Genomic DNA, 23,418 nt, shown 5'->3' with positions numbered 1-23,418 from the left:
ATCCTTATACAAGGGAACACCCTGTGGGGTCGGCCTCGCCCACGGGTTCCCGAAAGACTATTCACTGCGAGCGTGCAGGGAGCGGAGGACATCTTGGATTTCGACGTCACCATTGAGATCCCGAAGGGCCAGCGGAACAAGTACGAGGTGGACCACGAGACCGGACGCATCCGGCTCGACCGCATGCTGTTCACCTCGACGCAGTACCCGGCCGACTACGGGTTCATCGAAGACACCCTAGGTGAGGACGGCGACCCGCTCGACGCGCTCGTCCTGCTGCAGGAGCCCACGTTCCCCGGCTGCCTGATCCGCTGCCGCGCGGTGGGCATGTTCCGGATGACCGACGAGGCCGGTGGTGACGACAAGGTCCTGTGCGTCCCCGCGACTGACCCGCGCATGGAGCACCTGCGCGATATCCACCACGTCGCGGAGTTCGACCGGCTGGAGATACAGCACTTCTTCGAGGTCTACAAGGACCTGGAGCCCGGCAAGTCCGTCGAGGGCGCCAGCTGGGTGGGACGCGTCGAGGCGGAGCTGGAGATCGAGCGGTCCCGCAAGCGCGCGGCGGACCAGGGCGGCCACTGAGCGTCGCCCACCCGGCCGACCGGACGCCGCGCCTCACCCGACCGGCTGTGCCGACCGGTGGGGCCGCGCCCAAGGCCGGGAGTCGCGGACGGCGCCGATCCGCTCCCGCGCCCACGCGACACGACTCGCGAAGAACCCTTCCGCACGGGAGACCACGCGGAAGGGTTCTCGCCTTCCACGGCACTGCCTCCACGCCACTGCTGGTACCGCTCGTACCGCTCGTACCGCTCGTGCCGCTTTTCCGCCCGCACGACTGCGGCTCCGCGTCCTCGCATGGCGTTAGCCGGCGGGACGGGTTGCGCCGATCAGGTCACTCCGGTGGATGCTGGAGATGCGGACCCGCGCACCGGTGTACGGCGCCTCTACCATCTGGCCATTGCCGATGTAGATGCCCACATGGTGGATGGTGCCGGGGTCGGACGTGTCGTTCGCGAAGAAGACGAGGTCACCCGGACGGAGCGCGTTGATGGGGATGTGCGGTCCCGACGTCCACTGCGTGCCCGTCCAGTGGTCGAGTCGTACACCGGCCTTGTCCCACGCGTACATCGCCAGGCCCGAGCAGTCGAAGCCTCGGATTCCCGCGCCCTGTGCCACGCCGTAGCTTGGACCGGCCGTGGTGCCTCCACCCCACGAGTACGGGGTTCCCAGCCATTTGAGGGCCGCACGCACCGCGATCGCACCACGCGCGGCCGACGTGGTCTGTCCCTCGACAGGGCGTCCTGGATCTGTGAAGGCAGCGCGGACTTTCCGTGCCTCCGCCTTCTCCAATGCCCGTTCCCGCGCGCGCTTGAGCCGGGCGGCTCGGGCCTGGGCGCTTCCAAGCCGCCGCTCCAGGCGCCGCTTTTCCGCCTTGATGCGTTGCACGGATCCCTGTTGCCTGGCCACCGCCTCCCGCGCGAGGCGTCTGGCCTCCTCGGCACGTTTCGTCGCCGCCCCCTGCTCGTCGAGCGCTTTCTGCGCCTGGCGACGGAACACGTCCGCGACGGTCTTGGACGCCTCCACCTGGCGGACCATCGCGGTCCGCCGCTTGACGAGCATCTCGACCATCGCGGCACGGTCCATGAAGCCCTGCGGGCCACCGTCGCCGACGAGCGCCGACGAGATCTGGTCGTAGCCGGTGTTGTTCCGGTAGAGCTGCGCGGCGAACGACGCCAGTCCGGCTCGTGTCTCCTCCAGCCTCCGGTTCGCCTCGGCCAGTCGCGCTTGGGCGTCCCTGTAGGCCTGCTGAGAACGTTGCAGTTTTAGCCGTTCGCCGTTGTAGCGCTCCACGGCGGCCGCAGCGGCCACGGCCAGCCGGTCGAGCTCGCCGTCCGCCTGCGCGAGCTTCGCCTTCGTCCGGCCGACTTCGGCGGCCCGTTCCCTGACCTGCCGTTCGCTGTGCTCAACGTCCCCCGCGCCGGGGGTGGGATCGGCCGCCGCCGGACGGGCGGACACCGCCGGAGCCGGCAGGCTCACGCAGATCGCCACGCTGGAGGACAAGGCGGCCAGCCGCAGTGCCACGCTGCGGGAGTGGGACGAGGTCGCGCGACGAGTCGGTGCTGCGCCAAGTGCCATGAGCACGTCCTCCCCCCGGCATGTACTGCTTAGCGCAAACGATCACCTACGAAGAGTAGTTGACTCAGGCAATGGCGAGTACGTCCGCCACTCCCGTCAGGGACTGGACATCGGGCCTGTACTGGGAGAGACGGTGGTGACCCCTGATGGCGGCTCAGTGGACGGCGACGGATCCGGGCCGTCACTGGAGGGCGGCGGCTCGGAGGGCGACGGATCGGGGGACGACGGCGTCTCGCTCTGTGGGGGCGACGGGCGGCCCGAACGGTGAGTGTCGGGCGGTGGTGCGGACGGGCCTCCTGGTCCGGGCACTGTCGGCGTCGGGGAAGGCGTCGGGTCTGTGCCTGGAGCATCGGGGCGCCAGGTGACGTGCACCTGGCTCCCGCCAGGCTGGAACGTGATGGTGCCTTCCCCACGGGAATTCGATCGTCGTGCGATGTGGACGCGCACGGTCACGCTTTGGCCGGGTGCAAGACGTCCGGACGATGGGTGAACTTCCATGACTCCCTGGCTCTCAGCCCGCCAGGTCACCGGTCCGCCTTCTGCCTGTAGGTCTATGGAGCCGTCCGAGCCTCCTGCCAGGTCCAGAAAGAGCGGGGAGACCAGCAGCGTGCTCTTGGCCGCAGAGCTCGAAGGCTCATTCGCGGGCACCGGCACTGGAGACGGCGTCCGGAGAGCGGCCGGCGGCGCGGACGATGACCTAGAACCGAGCGGGAATGTGGCCGACACAGGAGCGGCGTCGAAGTAGCCCGTACCTTCCGGGTGGTCTGCGGAAGGCCGTCCGGGGACGGGGTGCCGCGAAAGGCCGGGGACGGCGGTCGGGCGTGGGCCGGCGACAGTGTCAGCGTCCCGTCCGGTGTCGAAGAGCCCGTACATGGAGGCGACCCCACCACCGGACAGAAGGGCCACCACTGCGAGCACCACGGTCACCCGGACGCCTTGGCCCCCGAGCCGCGGCTCCTTCGACGGGGAACGTGTCCTGCGGAGGCGGCGTAGCCACGAATGGCCTCCCGGACTCGATGCCCAAGGCGGCCGTGCATGCGGCATGTCCTGTACGGGGAACCCGTCAGGCGTGAACTCGGTGATCCGGGTGGTGACGAAGAGCCGGTAGCCGACCAGTTCCGGATCGAGGAAACAGCTCATCACCCGGAGCCGAAGTTCCGCTGCCAGACCGGGTTCCGGTAGCAGTCCGTACACCTTGGCGGCCGACACGGTACGAGGACGGAACGCACCGCAGACGGAGCAATTCTCCGCGTGCCCCATCAGCCGACCGTTCACTTCGTGAGTGTGTACGCCGTGCCGTTCCCGCAGCAGCGCGGCACGTTCTGCGCAACCGTACGGGCCCTGATGCGCGAGCATTTCGGCCGTCAGCGCCTCTTCAAGCTCGCCGTGCGCACGGTCGAGCGATGACTGCGTGTCTTTCAGCGGCACGTCGAACACCGCGGCCAAGTCAGGAACAGACAGTTGGTGCCTGACCCGTAGTTCCAGGATCTCCCGGGAGAGCGGCCGCAACCCCAGGACCGCCTGCCACGCCATGATGCGCTGGTCGACGTCCTCCTGATCGTGGCTGGCGACCGGCACGTCCGGCGGATGGTCCCTGGGGGGCAGCCGGCGCGCACATTCCAGCCGGGCGATGGCGTAGAGCCACGGCGCGAACCGGTCCGGGTCGCGCAGCTTGCCGATGTGCGCCTCCGCCACGATGAGCGTGTCGCGCAGCGCCACCTGGGCGGCGTCCCGGCTCCGCAACTGGAACCAGCAGTACGCGTAGAGCCGGTCGGCATGGGCGTCGTACAGGGCGGCCGGGGCGGCCGGATCACGCTCGCGCAGCGCCTCGACCAGGAGATGGTCGTTCATGCCACAAAAGGTAAAGGCTCCGGGCGCTCTTTACCGGCCATTTCAAGAGATCGAACTCAGATACCGAACACCATTCTTACTCTTCCGTGACACTTTTGGAGAGTGTCGCGGATGAGAGCCTTAGGGTGATACGACCGGAGTCCCTCGACAGAGGATCGAGCACCTGGCAACCAGGGCGTTGCCTCGATGAGCGACCACGCAGCCACACCACGTGAAGAGCGCTTATGGTTCGCGTTCACTCAGGGAGGAGCATTTCCATCATCGGCGGCAGCAGCCCTTCAGCGGCCGCCGCGATGGTCGCGACCTGTGCGCTGGTATAGATGACCGGCTCTCTCGCAATGGCACGTGGGATCGTCCTGGCCGCATAGAACAGCACACCTTCGTGCTCTACGCCGTCCCGCGCGACACGGGCGCCATGCACAACGACCATGGGCGTGACATGCACGTCCCGGCCCAACTCCCCGGAGAGCAGTTCCGCCACCGTGTCGGCCGCGCGCGCGGCCACACCGGTCACATCGACAACGGGTCTGCGCCCCACCCACAGACGGCTCTGCTCGGTGCGCAACTGAACACCCCACCGAAGCCGCCGGCTGACGATCGCATAGATGCCGGACAGGCCGACCACCAGGTGATCGAGGTTCGTCGTCGGTATGGAAACGTCCGGCAAGGCCCGGTCGTGCAGAACATGAAAGCCCGCCGGGTCCAGGCGGGCCAGCCTCCGGCCCGTACGCCGCTCAGCCAGGGCACCCCGGCGCCAACTGGTCACGGGCCCCGGCCTGAATCTCACATACGCCGCGTGCCCGACGAAGACGAGGACGGCGACCAGAGGCCCCGCCCACCAGACGCTCACGCCGGCCGCGACGACTCCCGAGCCACCTGCCACCACGGCCCGCACCGTCCGCCGTTCCCAGCGATGCTCCGCGGCCAGCGCACGGTGGCGATAGAGGGCCGAGGCCCCGGCGCTGGAGACGCCGCCACCGCTGCTGCGCACCTCAAGGCCCCTTTCCCTCGGCCCCCGAGCCGCACCTGGCGGCACAAGCGTGCGGCAGCCCGGCGGTTCCAGCAAGGATTTTCGAGGACTAGATCTTCGGTCGGAGTTGACACTGTCATCGTGACAGTGTCATTATCCAAGGCATGGACGGTACGTGGACGATCAGCGAGCTGGCGGAACGCGCCGCCGCGGCCCTTGCCGCGGACGGATCCGCGCAGGTCAGCGGCCGGGTGCGTGACCTGCCCAACGAACGGCTGATCCGCTGGTACACCACGATCGGCCTGGTCGACCCGCCCCTCGGCCGGCGCGGCCGCACCGCCCTGTACGGGCCGCGTCATCTCCTGCAGCTCGTCGCGGTGAAACGCCGCCAGGCCGCCGGCCGCTCGATCGCCGAGATCCAGCTCGAACTCGCCGCCGCCACCGACGCGACCCTTGAACGGATCGCCGCCCTCCCGTTCCCCGCCACGGCCCCGCCGCACCCCACCGCCACACCCACCGGCCGTACGCCCGCCCGCCACCGCGTCGCCGGGCCCGCCCGCGAAACCTTCCGGCGGCCCGGCCAAGGAGAAGAGAAAGGCCCGGCCGACCAAGCAGGGCTAGTCGAACGAGCAGGGCCAGTCGAACGAGCAGGCCCAGTCGAACGGACGGGGCCAGTCGAACGGACAGCTTCAGCGGAGGCGGCAAGCCCGCCCGACGCGGGAAGCGAATCCGCCCGCGCCACCTTCTGGAACGCGCGCCCGGACGTGTCCTACAGCGCGGCCACCATCACCGACGACTACGGCAGGCCAGACGACCACGACAGGGCCGACGACTACGCATGGGCGGACGACGACACCGAGCCTCGTCCCTCCGTCGTCCAAGGTGTCCGGCTCACGCCCGGCCTCACCCTCCTGCTGGACGTCCCAGCCCTGAGCGGTGACGACCTCACCGCCATCGAGACCGCCGCAGGACCGCTGCTCGACGAGCTACGCCGGCGCGGTCTTCTCGCCCCCGCAGCAAGCCCCGCGTTCCAGCCCGCCGATCCATCCCGGAGGTCCCAGTGACCGTGCGCATACTGCCGCTACCCGACATCGAGCCCCCGGCGACCGACCACGGAATCGGCGCGCTCACGACCGACAGGGGCAATCTGCCGCTCGACTCCGTCGACGTGCACGCCTCGATCACCGGGCTGGCCGCCGGCATCGAGGTCGTCCAAGGCTTCCGCAACCCGTTCGACATACCGCTGGAGGCCACCTACATCTTCCCGCTGCCCGACCGCGCGGCCGTCACCGCGCTGCGCATGGAGGCCGCCGACCGGGTCATCGAGGGAACGCTGAAAGAGCGCGGCCAGGCCCGGCAGGACTACGACACCGCCATCGCCGCCGGGCAACGCGCCGCGATCGCCGACGAAGACCGCCCGGACGTGTTCAGCATGCGGGTGGGCAACATCCTTCCGGGTGAACACGTAACGATCAGGCTGACGCTCAACCAGCCCCTGCCGCACGAGTCGTCCTCCAGCGCGACGTTCCGCTTCCCGCTCGTCGTCGCACCCCGCTACATCCCGGGCGCGCCCATCGACGGCGAGCGCGCCGGGCCCGGAGTCGCCGACGACACCGACGCCGTGCCGGACGCGTCCCGGATCAGCCCGCCCGTCCTGCTGCCGGGCTTCCCCAACCCGGTACGGCTGGCCATCACCGTCGACGTCGACCCGGCCGGGCTGCCGCTGACCCAGATCCGCTCGGCACTGCACGTGGTGGCCGACGAGGGCGGCGGCGAACGCACCACCGTCCGGCTGCGGCCCGGTGAACGCCTCGACCGCGACTTCATCCTGCGTCTCGACTACGCCCCGCACGAAAGCGCGGCCCTCTCCCTCGTCCCGGACGAGTCCGGCGAGGAGGGAACGTTCAGCCTGACCGTGCTGCCCTCCGGAGAGGCCCGGCCGAGCCCACGCGACGTGGTGCTCGTCCTCGACCGTTCCGGCAGCATGCAGGGCTGGAAGATGGTCGCCGCCCGCCGCGCCGCCGCCCGCATCGTCGACACGCTCCGCGCCGAGGACAGGTTCGCCGTCCTGTCCTTCGACAGTGTCATCGAACGTCCCCGCGACCTCGGCGCCGGCCTGGTCGACGGCACCGACCGGAACCGGTTCCGCGCGGTGGAGCATCTGGCGGCGCTGAACGCGCGTGGCGGCACCGAGATGCTCGCCCCCCTCGACGAGGGCTGCCGCCTGCTCGCCGACTCGGCGCGCGACCGGGTGCTGGTCCTCATCACCGACGGCCAGGTCGGCAACGAAGACCAGATCCTCGCCCGCCTCGAACCCCGCCTGCACGGTGTCCGCGTCCACACGGTCGGCATCGACCAGGCCGTCAACGCGGGGTTCCTGAACCGTCTCGCCGCCATCGGCCGGGGCCGCTGCGAACTGGTCGAATCCGAAGACCGCCTCGACGGGGCGATGGAGCACATCCACCACCGGATCGCCGCGCCGATCGCGACCGGGCTCAGCCTCCACTCCGACGGCCTGGAGATCGTTCCCGACTCCGTGGCGCCCGCCAAGCTCGGCGCGCTGTTCCCCGGCGTTCCGCTGGTGATCGCGGGCCGTTTCCGCGGCGCCCCGTCCGGCTCGCTGTCCGTCCGCGGCACCGCGTCCAGCGGGACGGCGTGGGAGCAGCACGCCACCGGCGCCATCACCAAAGACCCGGCCACCACGTCCATCTGGGCCCGCGCACACCTGCGCGACCTGGAGGACCGCTACACGGTCGGAGGCCCGGACGACCTGGAACAACGCATCGTCAGCACGTCGCTCCGCTTCGGCGTCCTGTGCCGCTTCACAGCGTTCGTGGCCGTGGACAGCAGAGTGGTCACCGACGGCGAAGCCCCGCACCAGGCCGTCCAGCCGGTGGAGATGCCGAGCGGCTGGGAGCAGCCCACCGCCGCCCCGAGGATGACGCACGCCGCCTTCTCCGCCACCACGGACGCCATCATGATGCCGGAAGCCCTCATGGCACCGGGCAGCCCACCGCCGCCGGCCCCCTCGGGCCCACCGCCGCCCGCATACGGCACCGCCCGCGGCGCACCTCCGCGTGGCACGGGCCGTACCCCCAGCGCACCGGCCGCCCGACCGCGCTCGGCGGCGCCACGACGCGCCCGCCGCAGCCCCGCCCTCACCGGGTTCCAGCAGGAGCTGGCCAACGTGCTCGACCGCCTCCGCCAGGCCCCCGACACACACGACCAGCGCGTCCACCACCTGCTGAGCGATCTCCTCCCCATCCTCGAGTCGATCGTGCAGCGGATGGAGGCGCAGTCCCTGGACGCCACGCCCCTGTCCACCCTCCGCGACGACCTACGCCGCCTGAGTCCCACACCGGACGAGGCGACCATCAACAACCATTGGAGCCGCGCACTTCAAGTCCTCAGCGACTTCACCGGGGCCCCCGCGCCCCGCCGCCCCTTCTGGAAACGCCAGTAACGACCCGTGCCGGCGAGGGCGCTCCTGGTTGGGGCGCCCCCGCCGGGTGGTTTTCGTCAGGCGTGCTTGGGGTTGTGGTGGCGGCGCAGGAGGGGGATCAGGTTCAGCGCCAGGCCGATCAGGGCGACGGCGCCGACCAGGTTGACGCCCGGGGTGAACTCGGCGAAACCCTCGCCGCCGGAGGCCGTCCCCGATGCGACCAGGGCGGTGACCACGGCCAGGACGAGAGCGGCACCGACCTGGCCCGACGTCTGGACGAGACCGGAGGCCAGTCCCTGCTCGGAGTCGTCGATGCCGTCAGTGGCCTGACCCATGATCGAACTGAATCCGAACGCGAAGCCGCCGCCCAGCAGCACCATCGTGGGCAGGATCGTGAACGCGTAGTGCGGGGCGTTCCCGGCCGTGGCCAGGAACCATGCGTAGCCGAGGGTCAGGGACGTCATGGAACTGATGATCAGACGGGGCGTCCCGTACCGGTCGATCAGCCGGCCCACGAACGGTGAGCCGAAGGCCACGATGAGTCCGGCCGGCAGCAGCGCCATGGCCATCTTCAGCGGCGACCAGTGCAGCACGTCCTGCAGGTAGAGCGTCATCATGAACTGGAAGCTCAGGTACGACCCGAACAACGCGACGATGCTGAGGTTCGCCCGGATGATCGTCCCGATCCGCAGGATGCCCAACCGGATCAGCGGGTGCCGCACCCTGTTCTCGGTGACGAAGAAACCCGTGAGCAGCAGCGCCGCCAGCGCGACGGACCCCAGTGTGACGGGGTCGAGCCAGCCCCGGTCGGGTGCGGACACGACGGTGTAGACGGCGAGCAGCATGCCCCCGGTGAGGGTGACGGCGCCGACGAGGTCGTGGCCGCCGGTGGCGGCCGGCTTGTCCCGCGGGATCAAGGCGGCTCCCGCGACCAGGGCGATGAGGGCAAGGGGCACGGGCGTCAGGAACGTCCAGCGCCACCCGAAGCTGGTCAGCAGCCCGCCGAGGATCAGCCCGGACGAGTAGCCGCTGGCGCCGAAGACCGAGAAGACCGACAAGGCCCGGTTGCGCGAGGGCCCCTCCTGGAACGTGGTGGTCAAAATGGACAAGGCGGTCGGTGCGGTGAACGCGGCGGCCAGGCCCTTGACGAAACGGGTGGCGATCAGCAGCGTGCCGTCGTTCACCAGGGCGCCCACCAGGGACGCCAGGGCGAACACGGCCAATGCGACGAGGAAGACCCGCCTGCGGCCGAGCAGGTCGGCGGTACGTCCCCCGAGCAGCAGCAGACCGCCGTAGCCAAGGACGTAGCCGTTCACGATCCACTGCAGCGACGTGGTCGAAAGACCCAGTTCGGCGCCGATCGACGGCAACGCGACGCCCACCATCGAGACGTCGAGGGCGTCGAGGAACAACACGGCGCACAAGACCGCTAGTACTCCCCACAGCCGGGGGGTCCAGGCCTGTTCGGTCGGCGCGCTCGCGGCGGCCGGCGGACGGACGGGTGGGGCAGATGAGGTGTCGGTGATAGCCACGTCGAAGTACAGTACATGCGCATGCATCAAATGTCCACGCACTAAATTCCCCGGAATTTAATGCCGATGCATCTGATGCGTCCGCATGGTAAGGTTCGCGGCATGAAGGCGGAGTCGGCTCTCGTCGTTCGCTGGCGCAAGCTCGCGACCTGCTACAACACGGTCGCCTGCGCCCTCGAACGTGCCCTGCAGGACGCCCACGGCCTCAGCATGAGCGAGTACGAGACCCTCGACCGCCTCGTCGGACTCGACCGTGAGAAGCGCCGCATTCAGGAGATCGCCGCGGCCATGTATCTCAGCCAGAGCGCCCTGTCCCGCACGGTCGCCCGCCTCGAGAAGCACGGCTACGTCCGGCGCGGCCTCTGTGAGGACGACCGCCGCGGCGTCTTCGTCGAACTCACCGACGCCGGCCACCGGTGCCACTCCGAAGCACGCGAGACCCACCTGAAGGTCCTCACGGAACACCTCGGCCCCACTCCCTGACCGTGCGACCGCAGCGCTTTCCGTCCCGGCTCCGCTCCCCAGACGTGACTGTGCGGCGAGTGCGTTCTACGGGGACGTGGTGCAACCTGGCCCGTAGGCGGCCGGTCGTCCACCGGCCGGCCCCCGAGTAGAGCGGTCCATTGGCACGGGCCAGGGCGGAGGTGTTGTGGGCTGTCGCGTGATGCTGCGCCGGTTGCGGGCGGCAGACGAGGAGGAATTCGTCCGGCTAGCCGAACAGAGCTCCGAACTCCACAAAGACTGGGTCAGGACACCGGCCGACCCGGAGGCGTTCCGCGAATACCTGGGCCGATTCGCGGACCCGGCGGCCGGTGAGGCACTGCTGATCAAACGGGCGGACACTGGCGCCATCGCAGGTCATGCCACGCTCACCGGCATCGTCCGCAGGCCGTACGACCGCGCGGTCCTCGGTTTCGCCGCCTTCACGCCGAACGCGGGCCGGGGCTTCATGACAGAAGGCGTCGGCCTGACCGTCCTCTACGCGTTCGGCCCGCTGGGCCTTCACCGGGTCGAGGCCGACGTCCAGCCAGACAACGAACCCTCTCGCCGCCTGGTCCACCGCCTCGGCTTCAGGCGCGAAGGATTCTCTCCCGAGTTCATCAACATCGGCGGCGTCTGGCGCGACCACGAACGCTGGGCCATCACCGCCGACATGACCACCAGACTCCCCCCATGCAACAAAACCTTGTTGCCCTAGCCCATCAGGACGGATATCCCGCCCACACAACATCACCTGGACGTCCCAGAAGCCGCCGACGCCCACCCAAGAACTCCTCGCAAGTGCAAGGGACACCTGACGTGGGTGCCGCCGTCCTGGCAGCCGCGACGGGCACAACGATGTACGCCTACATGTCCTGTCTCTGCTGATCGGTGCTCGCACGAAAGAACTACGCGCGCTCACGTGGGCGCGTAGGCCGCCGCACAGGTCAACGTGCGCCCACATTGGCGCTCTAAGCTGCGGCACAGCTTCGTGTCGGTGCTGTCCGACGCCGGCGTCCCCATCGAGGACATCGCGGCTGGCCGGGCACAAGAGCACGGAGGTCACCGAGACGGTCTACTGGCACCAGATCCGCCTGCCCTGCCGGCCGGTGCGGAGGCCATGGACGACGTGTTCCCGTCGCTGCCGAGGAACCCTAGTCAGGCGGTCATGCAGAAGGCCCATCGCGAGTGATCGTGATGGGCCTGTGAGCTGGGAGCCGCCTATCGGAATCGAACCGATGACCTATTCATTACGAGTGAATCGCTCTGCCGACTGAGCTAAGGCGGCGTGCCGTGCGGAGCACGGCGGGAAGAAGTCTACCGGGTCCGCGGGGTGGGTGCGCACTGGTTATTCAGGGGCAGGTGGTTCCGTCCTTGGGCGGGTCGGTGGTGATCAGGTAGTCGTCGGTGGCCTTGGTGATGCAGGGGTTGCCTTGCAGGTAGGCGGTGTGGCCGTCGCCGTCGTAGGTGAGCAGGACGCCGCTGGAGAGCTGGTCTGCGAGGCTTTCCGCCCACTTGTAGGGGGTGGCCGGGTCGCGGGTGGTTCCGATGACGACGATGGGGTCGGCGCCCTTGGCGGCGATGGGTTTCGGCTTCTCCTCGGTCTGGACGGGCCAGTAGACGCACGGGAGGCCGCCCCAGACGACGAAGGGGCCGAAGAGGGGGGCGACCTTCTTGGCTTCGGCGGCGGACTCGCCGTAGGTGGCGAGGTCCGGGGGGTTGGGTTTGTCGACGCAGTTGATGGCCATGTTGGCGTCGGTCTGGTTGCTGTAGGAGCCGTTGGATTCGCGTTCGACCATCTCGTCCGCGAGGGCGAGGAGGGTCGTGCCGTCGGAGTTCTGGATGGCCTGGGTAAGGGCTTGGCGGAGGACGGGCCAGTACTCCTTGACGTAGAGGGACCTGGCTATGCCCATCACGGCCAGGGACTCGGTGACCTTGCGGGAGTCTCGGGTGTTCGTGAGCGGCTTCTTGTCCGTCTCGGCCAGGAACGACGAGATGCCGGCGATGACCGCGTCGGCGGAATCGCCGAAGGGACAGCCGCCTGTCTTGACGCAGTCGTCGGCGAACGCGCGCAGGGCCGTCTCGAAGCCCTTGGCCTGTTCGATCAGCAGTTCCGTAGAGGACAGCTTGGGGTCGACGGCGCCGTCCAGGGCGAGGGCTCGGACGTTCTTGGGGAACTGTTCGGCGTAGAAGGCGCCCAGGTAGGTGCCGTAGGAAGCGCCGTAGTAGGTGAGTTTCCGGTCGCCCAGGGCAGCACGGAGGACGTCCATGTCGCGGGCGGCGTTGACGGTGCCCACGTGGGGGAGCTCGGCCGCGGCTTTGGCCTCGCAGTTCTGGGCGAACTCCTTGCCTTCGGCGCCTAGGGCGCCGATCTCCTTCTCGCTGTCCGGGGAGGCGTCGGTGGCGAAGAAGTCGTCGAGCTGGGGGCCGGTGTTGCAGCGGACCGGGGCGCTGTCGGCGACGCCGCGGGGGTCGAAGCCGATGATGTCGAAGCGGCGGCGCAGGTCGTCACCGAAGGCGCGGGCCGCTTGGCGGACGAAGTCGACACCGGAACCGCCGGGGCCGCCCGGATTGGTGAACAGTGAGCCGATCCGGTTTGAGCCGTCCTCGGCCGGGAGCCTGATGACGGAGATGCCGACCTTCTCACCGGACGGCTTGGCGTAGTCCAGAGGTACCTGGACGGTCGTGCACTCGAAACCGTCCTCGCAGTCCTTCCAGGACGGTTTCTGGCTGTAGAACGATTCGAGCCCTGCGGGGATGGCGGGCGGGGCCGCCTCCTTCTCGGGGCTGTCGCTGCATCCGGTGGCCGTCGCGAAAGCCAGCACGGTGGCCACACTGATGAACTTCGCTGCCCGCACCTGGACCCCGTCTCGTCGTAGCGGCACGTACGCCGCCGCCTACGCTACGTCGGCCCGGTGGCCGGGGGCTACTTCCCTCCGTATTCGTGTTCGATGCCGTCGAGTAGCCGGTCGAGACCTTGCCCGAAGTGCTCGCGGCCGTAGGCGTTCGCCTCGATGAGGGGTTTGAGGCGGGTGAACTCGCCGGTTTCCGCGGGAGGGGCCACGGATCAAGCCGTGCGGTCGGTGATGGCCGGATCTGGGCAGGTGTACCCGAAATAGGGGTGCGTGCGGGGCGGTTGCCCAGGCATGAGCACACCGCGGAAGACCAGCGTCAGGATCGAGGAGAGCGGCAAGCGCGTCAGGGCCTACCTCGGCGGTCACCTGGTGGCCGACACCACGGGGGCGTCCCTCGTCTGGGAGATCCCCTACTACCCGACCTACTACTTCCCCGTGGCGGACGTGCGGGCCGAACTCGTCGAGGACGGGCCGGGCAAGCGTTCACCGAGCCGGGGGGACGCGACCGCGTACACGGTGAAGGTGGACGGCGCACAGGCCGCGGGCGCCGCACTCCGGTACGTCGAGTCGCCCATCGAGGAGCTGCGCGGCCTGGTGCGTCTGGAGTGGGACGCGATGGACGGCTGGTTCGAGGAGGACGAGGAGGTCTTCGTCCATCCGCGTAGCCCGTACACGCGCGTCGACGTCCTGGCGTCGTCGCGGAATGTCCGGGTCGAGGTGGACGGGGTGACGGTCGCGGAGTCGTCCAGCCCGCGGCTGCTGTTCGAGACGGGCCTGCCGGTGCGGTACTACCTGCCGAAGACGCATGTCCGGATGGATCTGCTCGAACACACCGACACGGTGACGCACTGCCCGTACAAGGGCACCGCGGAGTACTGGTCGGTACATGCGGGTGGCGACGTCCACAAGGATCTCGCCTGGTCGTACCCGGTCCCGCTGGACGAGAGCCGCAAGGTCACGGGTCTGGTCTGCTTCTACAGCGAGAAAGTCGACATCTACGTCGACGGCGTCTTGCAGGAGCGGCCGAAGACCCACTTCTGAGGACGCCGGAGGTCATCGCCTGAGTGTGAAGACCTAGCCGTATCCGACAAGATTCGCCCGGTCTTTATCAGCCAGGCATCACATCATCGAATGGAACATCGTGCGATGGTGTGATGCCTGTCGCTTTGCCACCCGAAGTCTTGAACGTCTCCCTACTGCTCCGTAGCTTACGGAACCGTAAGTTAGCGCGTCATCGGGGAGGCACCTTGACCACCGCACCACGCGCCGGGGGAACAACGCGGACCGCCGCGCAGCGCAGCGCAGAGCCGCAGACCGACGCCGCACTGCACAGCACAGATCCGCAGGCCACCGCTCTGCGCGGCGGCGAACAGAGCACCGCGTCGCGTGCTGGCGGAGTGCTGGCTGCTGCGGTCCGCGGCGTTGGGGCGCGGGGGGTCGCTTTTCGCGCCGGGGGTCGGCGGTCCGTCGGCGCATCGCCGGCGCGGGGTGTGGGGCGGGGAATCGCGGGGGCCGGGCGGTACCTCGCTACGCCGCTGCTGCCGGAGGACTATCTCGGGCTGCTGAACCCGCTGTGGTCGGCGGATGAACTCCGGGGCCGGGTCGACGCCGTCCGGCATGAGGCTCCGGCCGCGGCGACCCTGGTGATCAAGCCGGGGCGGGCTTGGCGGGGGCATCGGCCGGGCCAGTGGGTCAGGGTCGGCGTGGACATCGGCGGTGTCCGGCACTGGCGGACGTTCTCGCTGTCGTCCCCGCCGCGACCGGACGGGCGCATCACCGTGACGGTCAAGGCCGCGCCGGACGGGTTCGTGTCCGCGCATCTCGTCAACGCGATCCGGCCGGGCGCGATCGTGCGGCTCGCGCCGGCGGAGGGCGACTTCGTGTTGCCGTCGCCCGTTCCCGGCAAGCTGCTGTTCGTTACGGCGGGAAGCGGGATCACGCCGGTCATGGCCATATTGCGGCGCCTGCGCGGCATGTCCGACGTCGTGCTCGTCCATTCGGACCGGACGGCGGGGGACGTCATCTTCGGCGCCGAGCTCCGCTCGATGGCGGGGGTGCGCCTGCATGAACGGCACACCGTGCCGGACGGCCGGCTCAGGCCGTCCGACCTGCCGGGGGTCTGTCCCGACTGGGCGGAACGCGAGGCGTGGGCCTGTGGTCCCGGGGACATGCTGGACGATCTCGCCGCGCACTGGCGCGCCGCCGGGGCCGGGGAGCGGCTGCGCGTTGAGCGTTTCCGGACGGTGCTGCGGGGCCCGACGGGCGAAGGCGGGCACGTCACGTTCACCAGGAGCGGCGTCGAGGTCGACGCGGACGGCGGCACCCCGCTTCTGGTGGCCGGGGAGGACGCGGGGGCGCTGCTGCCGAGCGGCTGCCGGATGGGCATCTGCCACAGCTGCGTCGGCCGCCTGTGCTCCGGCCAGGTGCGTGACCTGCGCACCGGCGAGGTGCACGGCGAGGAGGGCGAGATCGTCCAGACGTGCGTCTCGGCCGCCGCCGGGCCCGTGGAAATCGAACTCTGAGGGGAGCACGACGATGACGATCACGACCGCCCATCTGACGGCCGGCGACTACGAGGCCATCGCGCGCGAACTGGACGCGCTCCGCGAAGAGATCACCGCCGACCTCGGTGAACGGGACGCGTCCTACATCCACCGGGTGATCCGCTGGCAGCGCGGCCTGGAGATCGGTGGCCGGGCGATGCTGATGGCGTCGTCGTTGCCGCCCGCCTGGGTCGCCGGAACCGCGACGCTCGCCGTCGCGAAGATCCTGGAGAACATGGAGATCGGGCACAACGTCATGCACGGCCAGTGGGACTGGATGCGCGACCCGAAGATCCACTCGACGACGTGGGAGTGGGACAACGTCTCCCCCGCCGACCAGTGGAAACACTCCCACAACTTCATCCACCACACGTTCACCAACGTCATCGGCAAGGACAACGACGTCGGTTACGGCATCCTGCGCGTCGCGCCGGAGCAGCCCTGGAGTCCCGCCCACATCGGGCAGCCGCTCTACAACCTGCTGCTCGCGATGTTCTTCGAGTACGGCGTCGCGGTGCACGACCTGGAGGTCGACAGGATCCGGGCGGGTGAGCACGACGAGGACGTGACCAAGGAGAAGCTGCGCGCGATCGGGCGCAAGGTCCGCCGCCAGTGGGGCAAGGACTATCTGGCGTTCCCGCTGCTCACCGGCCCGCAGTTCGTCTCCACGCTGGCCGCGAACTTCACCGCGAACGTCGTCCGCAACGTCTGGGCTCACATGATCATCTTCTGTGGGCATTTCCCCGGGGACGTCGAGGTGTTCGAGGAGGAGCTGCTGGACGGTGAGACGAAGGGCGAGTGGTACGTCCGGCAGCTCCGCGGTTCGGCCGATATCTCGGGCGGGAGCCTGTTCCACCTGATGACCGGCAACCTCAGCCACCAGATCGAGCACCATCTGTTCCCCGACCTGCCGAGCAACCGCTATGCCGAGATCGCCCCGCGCATCCGGGCGCTGTGCGAGAAGTACGACCTGCCGTACCACACGGGTTCGCTGTCCAAGCAGGTCACCGGCACCTGGAAGAAGATCTTCCGGTACGCGCTGCCCGGCGGGAAGCCGGGCCCGAAGACCACCTGAGCGGGGTGGGCGCCGGTTCGGGCGTCCGCGCCGCGCGGCCCTGGCGGGGGTGGTCAGCCGAGGGCCTGCGCCACGGGAAGGAAGAGGCGCGACGGGTCGTTCGCGATGGGGTCGCCGTACTCCATGACCGTCGTGGTGAACGCGGGTCGGAGGCCGTGCTCCCCGGCCCAGGCGGTCAGCTCGGGATGCCGGTGGTCGACGTCGACCCGTATCGGCCCTTCGGGGACGACCTCGTCCACCAGCGTGAGCGCGGTTTCGGCGTCCTGCGCGATGACGGGTCCGACGACGGCCTCGGCGTCGTTCCTCCACGCACCGCCGTAGCCCACGATGCCGGTCTCGTCCCGGACGACCCGTAGCGTCTCGCAGAACGAAGGCAGGCCGTCGACCAAACGCGAGCGGTCGGCGCCGAACACTTCGGTATCGAGCGCGTGGACGGCGGCCATGTCAGTTGCCTCTACCAGCACGGACACGCCGCGCCCGGACGGCCCAGCCGATACGCCCTTATACGTCGTGCACAGCCCCACGGAACGGAAACCCAGGCGCTCGTACAGGGGACGCCCGTACTCCGTGGCGGTCAGGCAGATGCTCGCCGTCCCCGCGTTGTCCATCGCATGCCGCATCAGCCGTCCGCCCAGGCCACGCCGTTCGAAACGCTTGGCGACCAGCACCATGCTGATGGCCGCGACGTCCTCTCCGTACGGGGTGCACACGGCCGCCGCCGCGAGTTCGCCGTTGCCGTCCTCAACGCCGTAGACGTCGCCGACCGCGAACAGGAAACGCCACTTGTGGTCCTCCCGGCCCCACTCGCGATCCTCGGCGAGCCGCTGGCAGGCGCCAAGGTCGTCGATTCCGAGCAGCCGCACGTCCCCGTCCATGAGACGCGACGCTAGGCCGCCCCCCGCCGCACCCACAACGTGTTTATGAGCGGGCCACCGCAGCACTGGCCCGGGGTTCCCCGGTCAATGGGACCGCCGGAAAGAGGTTCAGCCCGTCCAGCGGACGGTGGTGGCGGCCCAGGTGTAGCCGGTTCCGGCGGCCAGGAGGAGGGCGATGTCGCCGGGCTTGAGGCGCCCCGCGCGGGACGCCCGGTCGAGGGACAGGAGGGAGTCGACGCCGCTCATATGGCCGGTGTCGTCCAGGTAGGGGGCGTGGTCCAGCGGGACCCCAAGGACCGAGAGCAGACCCTCGTGCATCGAGCGTTTCATGTGCAGGACGCAGAGTTGGGCGATGTCGTGGAGCGCGTAGCCGGAGCGTTTGAGGGCGCCTTCGGCGACCTGGAGGAAGTTGGGGAGGGAGACCTTGTCCAGACCTTCCTTCATGGCAGACGGATCGGCGACGTCGAGCATGTGGCGGCCGGCGCGGATCGTCGCGTGGCCGGTCGGTTCGGCGCTGCCGCCGGCGGGGACGCGGACCTGGTCGGCGAACGAGCCGTCGGTGATCATCTCGGTCTCCAGGATGTCGGCGACGCCGCCTTCCCGAGTGAGCAGCACGGCGGCGGCGCCGTCGCCGAAGCCGAAGGCGAAGCGGGAGCGCTTGTTGGCGTAGTCGAGGAGCGACGACTCGCGGGACGCGGCCACGGCCAGCACCTTGGTGAGGCGCGGTTCGGCGAGCATGAGCGCTCGGCAGACGCGGAGAGCGACGGGGGTACCGCAGGAGACATAGTCCAGCTCCAGGGCGAACGCGCGGTTCGTCCCGAGGAGTTGGGCGATGCGGGGTGCGGCGTGCCAGACCGGATGGTCCTTCCAGGTGGACCCGAAGTAGACGACCGCGTCGACGTCGGCGGGGTCCGTGCCCGTTTCCTCCAGGACGCGGGCGCCCACCGTGGCGGACATGTCGCTGACGTGTTCGTCCGGCGCCGCGATGTGCTTGCCGCGCAGCCCGAACCGTTCGGTGATCACCTCTTCCGGGATGGCGCTCGCGGCGGCGATCTCGGCCGCGGTCATCCAGCGTTCGGGCAGGTAGCTCGCGGTGCCCGCGATGCTGATCGTCACGCTGCGCCCTTCTTACGGGTCAGGCGGGCCGGGACGGTGAGGGACGCCAGTCCGCCGGGGAGGAACAGGACCAGCACCACGAAGATGGTGCCGAGGACGAACATCGGTTCGCTCAGCGGCCCGCCGAGGCCCGTGGACAGCTCGCCGAGCCGGTGGTCGAGGTAGGTGTAGACGAGACCGCCGATGAGCGCGCCGTACGGCCGTCCGGAGCCGCCCAGCACCACCATCACCAGGAGGCCGAGGGTGAAGGTGGCGTCGGTGACCTCGGCGTGCGCGCCGCCGGAGATGAGCGCGTAGGCCATCCCGGCGAGGGTGGCGAAGAACGAGGCCAGGACGCAGGCCATCAGCTTGTAGGTGTAGGGGCGCAGGCCCAGCACCGCCACCCGGTTCTCGTTGTCGCGGATCGCCTGCCAGACCTTGCCGGGACGGGACGCGAGCGCCCAGCGGAGGGCGGCGGCGGTCACGACGAGCAGGCCGAGGGCCATCCAGTAGCGGTTGGGGGCGTTGACGACGCCGACGAGCGATGCGGGGAGGTGGTCGTAGGTGAGGGCGAGACCCAGTTCGCCGCCGGAGAAGTCCATCGGGTCGCGCACCACGAAGATGGCGCCGGCCTGCGCGAACGCGAGTGTGGCCATCGCGAACGCGATCCCGCCGACGCGCAGGCAGATCGCCGACAGGACGAGTGGCAGGACCAGGCCCGCGACGACCGTCCAGGCGAGGACGCCGGCGAGGCCCAGTTCGGTTTCGGCCAGCACGATGGCGGTGGTGTACATGCCGAGCGCGACGTACAGGCCGTGGCCGAAGGACAGCAGTCCGGTGTAGCCGAACAGCAGGTCGTAGGTGATCGCGACGGTGGCCATCACGAACATCAGCGAGAGCAGGTGCAGCACGCCGGGCGAGTTGAAGCCGCCGTCGAACAGGAGCGGGATCTGGATCCTGAGCCGCGGCAGGGAGACCGCCAGTACGAGCACCGCGATGATGACCAGGGGACGCGTGGTGCGGGCGGGTACGGTTCGCGGGCGGACCTTGGTCATGAGTCCGTCGAGGTTCGTGCCTGTCATGCGGTGGCCCTCCCTAGCAGGCCCTGCGGGCGGATGAGGAGCACACCGGCCAGCAGCAGCACGACGATCAGGTCGCCGGCGCCGACGAGTCCGTAGAAGTTGGCGTACTGCTGGAGCAGCCCGACGAGCACGGCGGCCAGCGCGCAGCCGCGGAACGAGCCGAGCCCGCCGATGATCACGACGATGAACGCGAAGATCAGCAGGCTGGTGCCCTGGCCGGGCGAGACCACGTTGTTGATCGCGCCGGTGAACGCGCCCGCGAGCGCGGCGAGGGCCCCGCCGAAGGCGAACACGAGGGTGAACGAGCGGCGGACGTCGATGCCGAGCGCGGTCACCATCGCGCGGTTCTCGACCCCGGCCCGGATGACCAGGCCGTAGCGGGTGCGGGCGAGGAACGCCGACATGCCGGCGTAGACGCCGATCGCGACGGCGATGATGAGGAACCGGTTGTTGGGGACGGGTGCGCCGAGCACCTCGGTGACCTGGTTCATCCAGTGCGGTGTGGTCAGCGTGCGAGCGTCGGAGCCGAAGGCGGAGCGGACGAGGGCGGTGACGGCCAGCAGGATGCCGACGGTGAGCAGGACCTGCGGGACGTGCGAGCCGTACAGCCGGCGCAGGAGGGTGATCTCCATGATGGCGGCGAGCAGCGCGCAGAACGCCATCGACACCAGGACCCCGAGGGTGAAGCTTCCGGTGGCGTCCACGACGACCCAGGCGGCGTAGCCGCCGAGGGTGAGGAACGCGCCGTGCGCGAAGTTCAGCACGTCCATCAGGCCGAAGATCAGCGACAGCCCGGAGGCGACCAGGAAGTACAGCGCGGCCAGGCCGAGTCCGGTGATGGTGAGCAGCACGAACGTGGACATCAGCGGGCCACCCCCACACCGAGGTAGGCGCGGGTGCGGTCGGGGTCGCCCAGCAGTTCGGCCGCCTCGCCGGACCACACGACCCGGCCCTGGTCGAGGACCACGGCGTCGCGGGCGAGCCGCCGCACCAGCGTGAGGTTCTGCTCGACGAGCAGGATCGTGACCAGCTCGGCGGCCTTGGTGAGGGCCTCGGCCAGCTCGGTGACCAGGTGCGGGGCGAGCCCCTGGCTGGGCTCGTCGATCAGCAGGAGCCGGTTGTCGTTGAGCAGCGCGCGGGCCAGCGCGAGCATCTGCTGCTCGCCGCCCGACATCGTCCCGGCGCGCTGGGTGAGGCGTTCGCGCAGTCTCGGGAAGAGCTCGTACACCAGGTCGTAGTGGTGCGGGGTGCCGGGCCGTTCGGCCAGGCGGAGGTTCTCGGCGACGGTGAGGCCGGCGAACACCTCGCGGTCCTCGGGGACGTAGCCGACGCCGCGCTGGACGACCTCGTGGGTCGGCAGCGCGACCGTCTCCTCGCCTTCCAGCGAGACCGAGCCCCGGCGCGGGACGAGGCCGAGCAGGCCCCGCATCGTGGTGGTCTTGCCGACGCCGTTGCGGCCGAGCAGCGCGGTGACACCGCCCTCGCGCACCCCGAACGAGACGCCCTGCAGCACGTGCGACTCGCCCAGGTGCACGTCGAGGTCCTTCACCTGGAGCATCACAGTTCCTCCCCCAGGTAGGCGGACTGGACGACGGGGTCGGCCATCACGGCGCCGGGCTCGTCGCAGGCCAGCAGGGTGCCGTGGTGCATGACGGCCATCCGGTCGGCGAGCCCGACGACGACGTCCATCCGGTGCTCGACCAGCACGATCGTGGTGCCGAGGGTGTCGCGGACCGACCCGATGACGGCGGTCAGCTCGGGGACGTCCTCGGCGCTCATCCCGGCGGTCGGCTCGTCCAGCAGCAGCACCAGCGGCTTGCCGACGATGGCCAGCGCGACCTCCAGCTTGCGTTTGCCGCCGTGGGACAGGGACGCGGCGAGGTCACCGGCACGGTCGGCGATGCCGACGAGTTCCAGTGCCTCGCGCGCCTCGTCCACCGCGGCGTCGGCGCCGGTGACGCGGCGCCACAGGGCGAGGCTGCCGCCGCGGTGCGCCTGGGCCGCGAGCCGCACGTTCTCCAGCACGGTCAGGCTGGGGAACAGGCTGGTGATCTGGAAGCTGCGGGCCAGGCCGAGCCGGGCCCGCCGGAAGACCGGGACGCGGGTGACGTCCCGGCCGTCCAGCTCGACCCGTCCCTCGGTGGGTTTGCGCAGGCCCGTGAGCAGGTTGAACAGGGTCGTCTTGCCGGCGCCGTTGGGCCCCAGGACGGCCATGATCTCCTTGGGCCTGACCTCCAGCGAGACGTCCCGCAGGATCTGGACGCCGCCGATCGAGACGCCCAGCCCGTGGGTGCGCAGGACGCTCACTTGGCCCCCGAGACGGGCGGGGCCACCTTCTCCGGCGACAGGGTGCCGACCAGCTCGGGCGTCGTTCCCGACAGCCCGGCCTGGAACATCGGCTGGAGCAGCGCGTGGTCCTGCGGGCGGACGGTGACCTCGCCCTTGGGGTTGGTGAACGACCAGCCCTCCAGCCCCTTGATCATCTTGGGGACGTCGGCGCCCTGCTCGACCGCGCGGACGACCATCTGCGCGGCGGTGAAGCCGTCGTTGTGGAAGATGTCGGGGGTGGCGCCGAGCTCCTTGGCCATCGCCTTGGCGGGCGCGTTGTCGGTGGCCTCGGCGAAGTAGTGCGCCAGGAAGTTGATCTTGTCGGCGGCCGGGCCGAAGGTGTCGAACGTGGCGCGGTCGGCCAGCCCGGTGACGACCTTGGTGGAGTCGAAGACCTTCTGCTGCGCGAGGGTCCGCCACATGTTGGCGGCGGTGTCACCGGCCCACGCGACGAACAGCAGGTCCGGCTCGGCGTCGATGACCTGCCGGGCGAACGGGGTGAAGTCGGTGGTCTTCAGCGGCACCAGAACCGGCTTGACGGTCGCGCCGCCCGCCTTGCCGAGGACGGCCTCGACGGCGGCGACGTTGGCCTTGCCGAACGCGTAGTCCTGGGCGAAGACCATGACCGTCTTGCCCTTGACGGTGCCGAGGAAGGACTCGGCGGTCTTCACGTCCTGCCAGGTCTGCCGGCCGGACCGGAACGTGTGGTCGTTGACGCCGGTGATGGTGTCGGCGGCGGCGGCGCCGCTGATGAACAGGATCTTGTTCTGGTCGGCGAGCGGGGCGAGCTGGGTCGCGACACCGGACGACACCGACCCGGTAATGATCTTGTATCCCTTGCCGATGAGGTCGGTGGCGGTGGCGGTCGCCTTCGCCGGGTCGCTCGCGTCGTCGTGGTAGGTGACCTCGATCTTGGTGCCGCCGGCCTCGCCGGTGCCGTCGGTCGCGTGGTTCAGCCCGGCCTTGAAGCCCTCGGTGAACTGCTTGCCGTACGCGGCGACCAGCCCGCTGGTGGAGGTCACCAGCCCGACCTTGACCGCGCCGTCGGACTCGGCGGACGTGCCGCTCGCGCAGCCGCTCAGGGTTCCGGTCACTGTCATCGCCAGCGCGGCGGCCAGCGCGAATCCACGCCTTCTCATGGGGGCTCCTTT

21 protein-coding genes and 1 tRNA gene are annotated in these 23,418 nt (G+C 69.7%); 8 read left to right on the top strand and 14 right to left on the bottom strand.

What is annotated here, in order from left to right; translation table 11 throughout:
* The first annotated feature begins 93 nt into the window (after window positions 1-93).
* Window positions 94-585, top strand: a complete 492-nt coding sequence (locus tag ACTWPP_RS13920) for an inorganic diphosphatase (RefSeq protein WP_131943154.1) — start codon at window positions 94-96, stop codon at window positions 583-585.
* Between the two features lie 279 nt (window positions 586-864).
* On the opposite strand, the gene ACTWPP_RS13915 is transcribed toward ACTWPP_RS13920, so the two are convergent.
* From ACTWPP_RS13915 to ACTWPP_RS13905, 3 genes are all read right to left on the bottom strand, one after another.
* The gene (locus tag ACTWPP_RS13915; protein ID WP_443104653.1) at window positions 865-2,139 is read right to left on the bottom strand and encodes an NlpC/P60 family protein; all 1,275 of its coding nucleotides are present in this window, start codon (window positions 2,137-2,139) and stop codon (window positions 865-867) included.
* A 96-nt stretch (window positions 2,140-2,235) separates the two neighbouring features.
* The gene (locus ACTWPP_RS13910; protein WP_443104652.1) at window positions 2,236-3,858 is read right to left on the bottom strand and encodes an RNA polymerase sigma factor; all 1,623 of its coding nucleotides are present in this window, start codon (window positions 3,856-3,858) and stop codon (window positions 2,236-2,238) included.
* 367 nt (window positions 3,859-4,225) lie between these two features.
* Complete coding sequence (locus tag ACTWPP_RS13905; protein ID WP_443104651.1) at window positions 4,226-4,981, bottom strand: nuclease-related domain-containing protein; 756 nt, start codon at window positions 4,979-4,981, stop codon at window positions 4,226-4,228.
* A gap of 143 nt (window positions 4,982-5,124) precedes the next feature.
* Between ACTWPP_RS13905 and ACTWPP_RS13900 the strand changes: the two genes are divergently transcribed.
* Both ACTWPP_RS13900 and ACTWPP_RS13895 read left to right on the top strand, forming a co-directional pair.
* Window positions 5,125-6,024 (top strand): MerR family transcriptional regulator, encoded by a 900-nt coding sequence (locus ACTWPP_RS13900; protein ID WP_443104650.1) that lies wholly within the window; start codon window positions 5,125-5,127, stop codon window positions 6,022-6,024.
* Window positions 6,021-8,423: a VIT domain-containing protein gene (locus ACTWPP_RS13895; protein ID WP_443104649.1), complete on the top strand. Its 2,403-nt coding sequence runs from the start codon at window positions 6,021-6,023 to the stop codon at window positions 8,421-8,423. The genes ACTWPP_RS13900 and ACTWPP_RS13895 overlap by 4 nt, the downstream gene beginning before the upstream one ends.
* A 56-nt stretch (window positions 8,424-8,479) precedes the next feature.
* Here ACTWPP_RS13895 and ACTWPP_RS13890 read toward each other — a convergent pair whose 3' ends face one another.
* Window positions 8,480-9,961, bottom strand: a complete 1,482-nt coding sequence (locus ACTWPP_RS13890) for an MFS transporter (protein WP_443104648.1) — start codon at window positions 9,959-9,961, stop codon at window positions 8,480-8,482.
* A 75-nt stretch (window positions 9,962-10,036) separates the two neighbouring features.
* Here ACTWPP_RS13890 and ACTWPP_RS13885 point away from each other — a divergent pair, with 75 nt between their 5' ends.
* Both ACTWPP_RS13885 and ACTWPP_RS13880 read left to right on the top strand, forming a co-directional pair.
* Complete coding sequence (locus tag ACTWPP_RS13885) at window positions 10,037-10,417, top strand: MarR family winged helix-turn-helix transcriptional regulator (RefSeq protein ID WP_443104647.1); 381 nt, start codon at window positions 10,037-10,039, stop codon at window positions 10,415-10,417.
* Window positions 10,418-10,598: 181 nt separating this feature from the next.
* Complete coding sequence (locus ACTWPP_RS13880) at window positions 10,599-11,132, top strand: GNAT family N-acetyltransferase (protein WP_443105101.1); 534 nt, start codon at window positions 10,599-10,601, stop codon at window positions 11,130-11,132.
* 497 nt (window positions 11,133-11,629) lie between these two features.
* Here ACTWPP_RS13880 and ACTWPP_RS13875 read toward each other — a convergent pair.
* The 3 genes from ACTWPP_RS13875 to ACTWPP_RS13865 all read right to left on the bottom strand — a co-directional run bounded on the left by ACTWPP_RS13875 (window position 11,630) and on the right by ACTWPP_RS13865 (window position 13,478).
* Window positions 11,630-11,702, bottom strand: a tRNA-Thr gene (locus ACTWPP_RS13875).
* A gap of 64 nt (window positions 11,703-11,766) precedes the next feature.
* A complete protein-coding gene (locus ACTWPP_RS13870; protein ID WP_443104646.1) occupies window positions 11,767-13,248 on the bottom strand; it encodes an alpha/beta hydrolase in 1,482 nt (493 codons plus the stop codon).
* Window positions 13,249-13,340: 92 nt separating this feature from the next.
* On the bottom strand, window positions 13,341-13,478 hold the full coding sequence (locus tag ACTWPP_RS13865; RefSeq protein ID WP_443104645.1) for a hypothetical protein: 138 nt from the start codon (window positions 13,476-13,478) through the stop codon (window positions 13,341-13,343).
* Window positions 13,479-13,560: 82 nt separating this feature from the next.
* Between ACTWPP_RS13865 and ACTWPP_RS13860 the strand changes: the two genes are divergently transcribed.
* From ACTWPP_RS13860 to ACTWPP_RS13850, 3 genes are all read left to right on the top strand, one after another.
* The gene (locus ACTWPP_RS13860; RefSeq protein WP_443104644.1) at window positions 13,561-14,310 is read left to right on the top strand and encodes a DUF427 domain-containing protein; all 750 of its coding nucleotides are present in this window, start codon (window positions 13,561-13,563) and stop codon (window positions 14,308-14,310) included.
* A 206-nt stretch (window positions 14,311-14,516) separates the two neighbouring features.
* Window positions 14,517-15,791 carry a ferredoxin reductase gene (locus ACTWPP_RS13855; protein ID WP_443104643.1) on the top strand — a complete coding sequence of 425 codons (1,275 nt, stop codon included), beginning with the start codon at window positions 14,517-14,519 and terminating at the stop codon, window positions 15,789-15,791.
* Between the two features lie 13 nt (window positions 15,792-15,804).
* On the top strand, window positions 15,805-16,887 hold the full coding sequence (locus ACTWPP_RS13850) for a fatty acid desaturase family protein (RefSeq protein ID WP_443104642.1): 1,083 nt from the start codon (window positions 15,805-15,807) through the stop codon (window positions 16,885-16,887).
* A 53-nt stretch (window positions 16,888-16,940) separates the two neighbouring features.
* Here ACTWPP_RS13850 and ACTWPP_RS13845 read toward each other — a convergent pair whose 3' ends face one another.
* The 7 genes from ACTWPP_RS13845 to ACTWPP_RS13815 form a co-directional block, all read right to left on the bottom strand.
* Window positions 16,941-17,762: a GNAT family N-acetyltransferase gene (locus tag ACTWPP_RS13845; RefSeq protein WP_443104641.1), complete on the bottom strand. Its 822-nt coding sequence runs from the start codon at window positions 17,760-17,762 to the stop codon at window positions 16,941-16,943.
* 108 nt (window positions 17,763-17,870) lie between these two features.
* Window positions 17,871-18,878: a 3-oxoacyl-ACP synthase gene (locus ACTWPP_RS13840; RefSeq protein WP_443104640.1), complete on the bottom strand. Its 1,008-nt coding sequence runs from the start codon at window positions 18,876-18,878 to the stop codon at window positions 17,871-17,873.
* Window positions 18,875-19,939, bottom strand: a complete 1,065-nt coding sequence (locus ACTWPP_RS13835; RefSeq protein WP_443104639.1) for a branched-chain amino acid ABC transporter permease — start codon at window positions 19,937-19,939, stop codon at window positions 18,875-18,877. Before ACTWPP_RS13835 ends, ACTWPP_RS13840 begins: the two co-directional genes overlap by 4 nt.
* The gene (locus ACTWPP_RS13830) at window positions 19,936-20,802 is read right to left on the bottom strand and encodes a branched-chain amino acid ABC transporter permease (RefSeq protein WP_443104638.1); all 867 of its coding nucleotides are present in this window, start codon (window positions 20,800-20,802) and stop codon (window positions 19,936-19,938) included. The genes ACTWPP_RS13835 and ACTWPP_RS13830 overlap by 4 nt, the downstream gene beginning before the upstream one ends.
* Window positions 20,802-21,497: an ABC transporter ATP-binding protein gene (locus tag ACTWPP_RS13825; protein WP_443104637.1), complete on the bottom strand. Its 696-nt coding sequence runs from the start codon at window positions 21,495-21,497 to the stop codon at window positions 20,802-20,804. The genes ACTWPP_RS13830 and ACTWPP_RS13825 overlap by 1 nt, the downstream gene beginning before the upstream one ends.
* Window positions 21,497-22,246, bottom strand: a complete 750-nt coding sequence (locus ACTWPP_RS13820; RefSeq protein WP_443104636.1) for an ABC transporter ATP-binding protein — start codon at window positions 22,244-22,246, stop codon at window positions 21,497-21,499. The genes ACTWPP_RS13825 and ACTWPP_RS13820 overlap by 1 nt, the downstream gene beginning before the upstream one ends.
* The gene (locus tag ACTWPP_RS13815) at window positions 22,243-23,406 is read right to left on the bottom strand and encodes a substrate-binding domain-containing protein (RefSeq protein WP_443104635.1); all 1,164 of its coding nucleotides are present in this window, start codon (window positions 23,404-23,406) and stop codon (window positions 22,243-22,245) included. Before ACTWPP_RS13815 ends, ACTWPP_RS13820 begins: the two co-directional genes overlap by 4 nt.
* Window positions 23,407-23,418: the final 12 nt, after the last annotated feature.

The sequence above is a fragment of the Actinomadura sp. 3N407 genome, from assembly GCF_052245875.1.
Taxonomy (GTDB): domain Bacteria; phylum Actinomycetota; class Actinomycetes; order Streptosporangiales; family Streptosporangiaceae; genus Spirillospora.
This window is presented reverse-complemented; position numbering and strand designations above follow the sequence as displayed.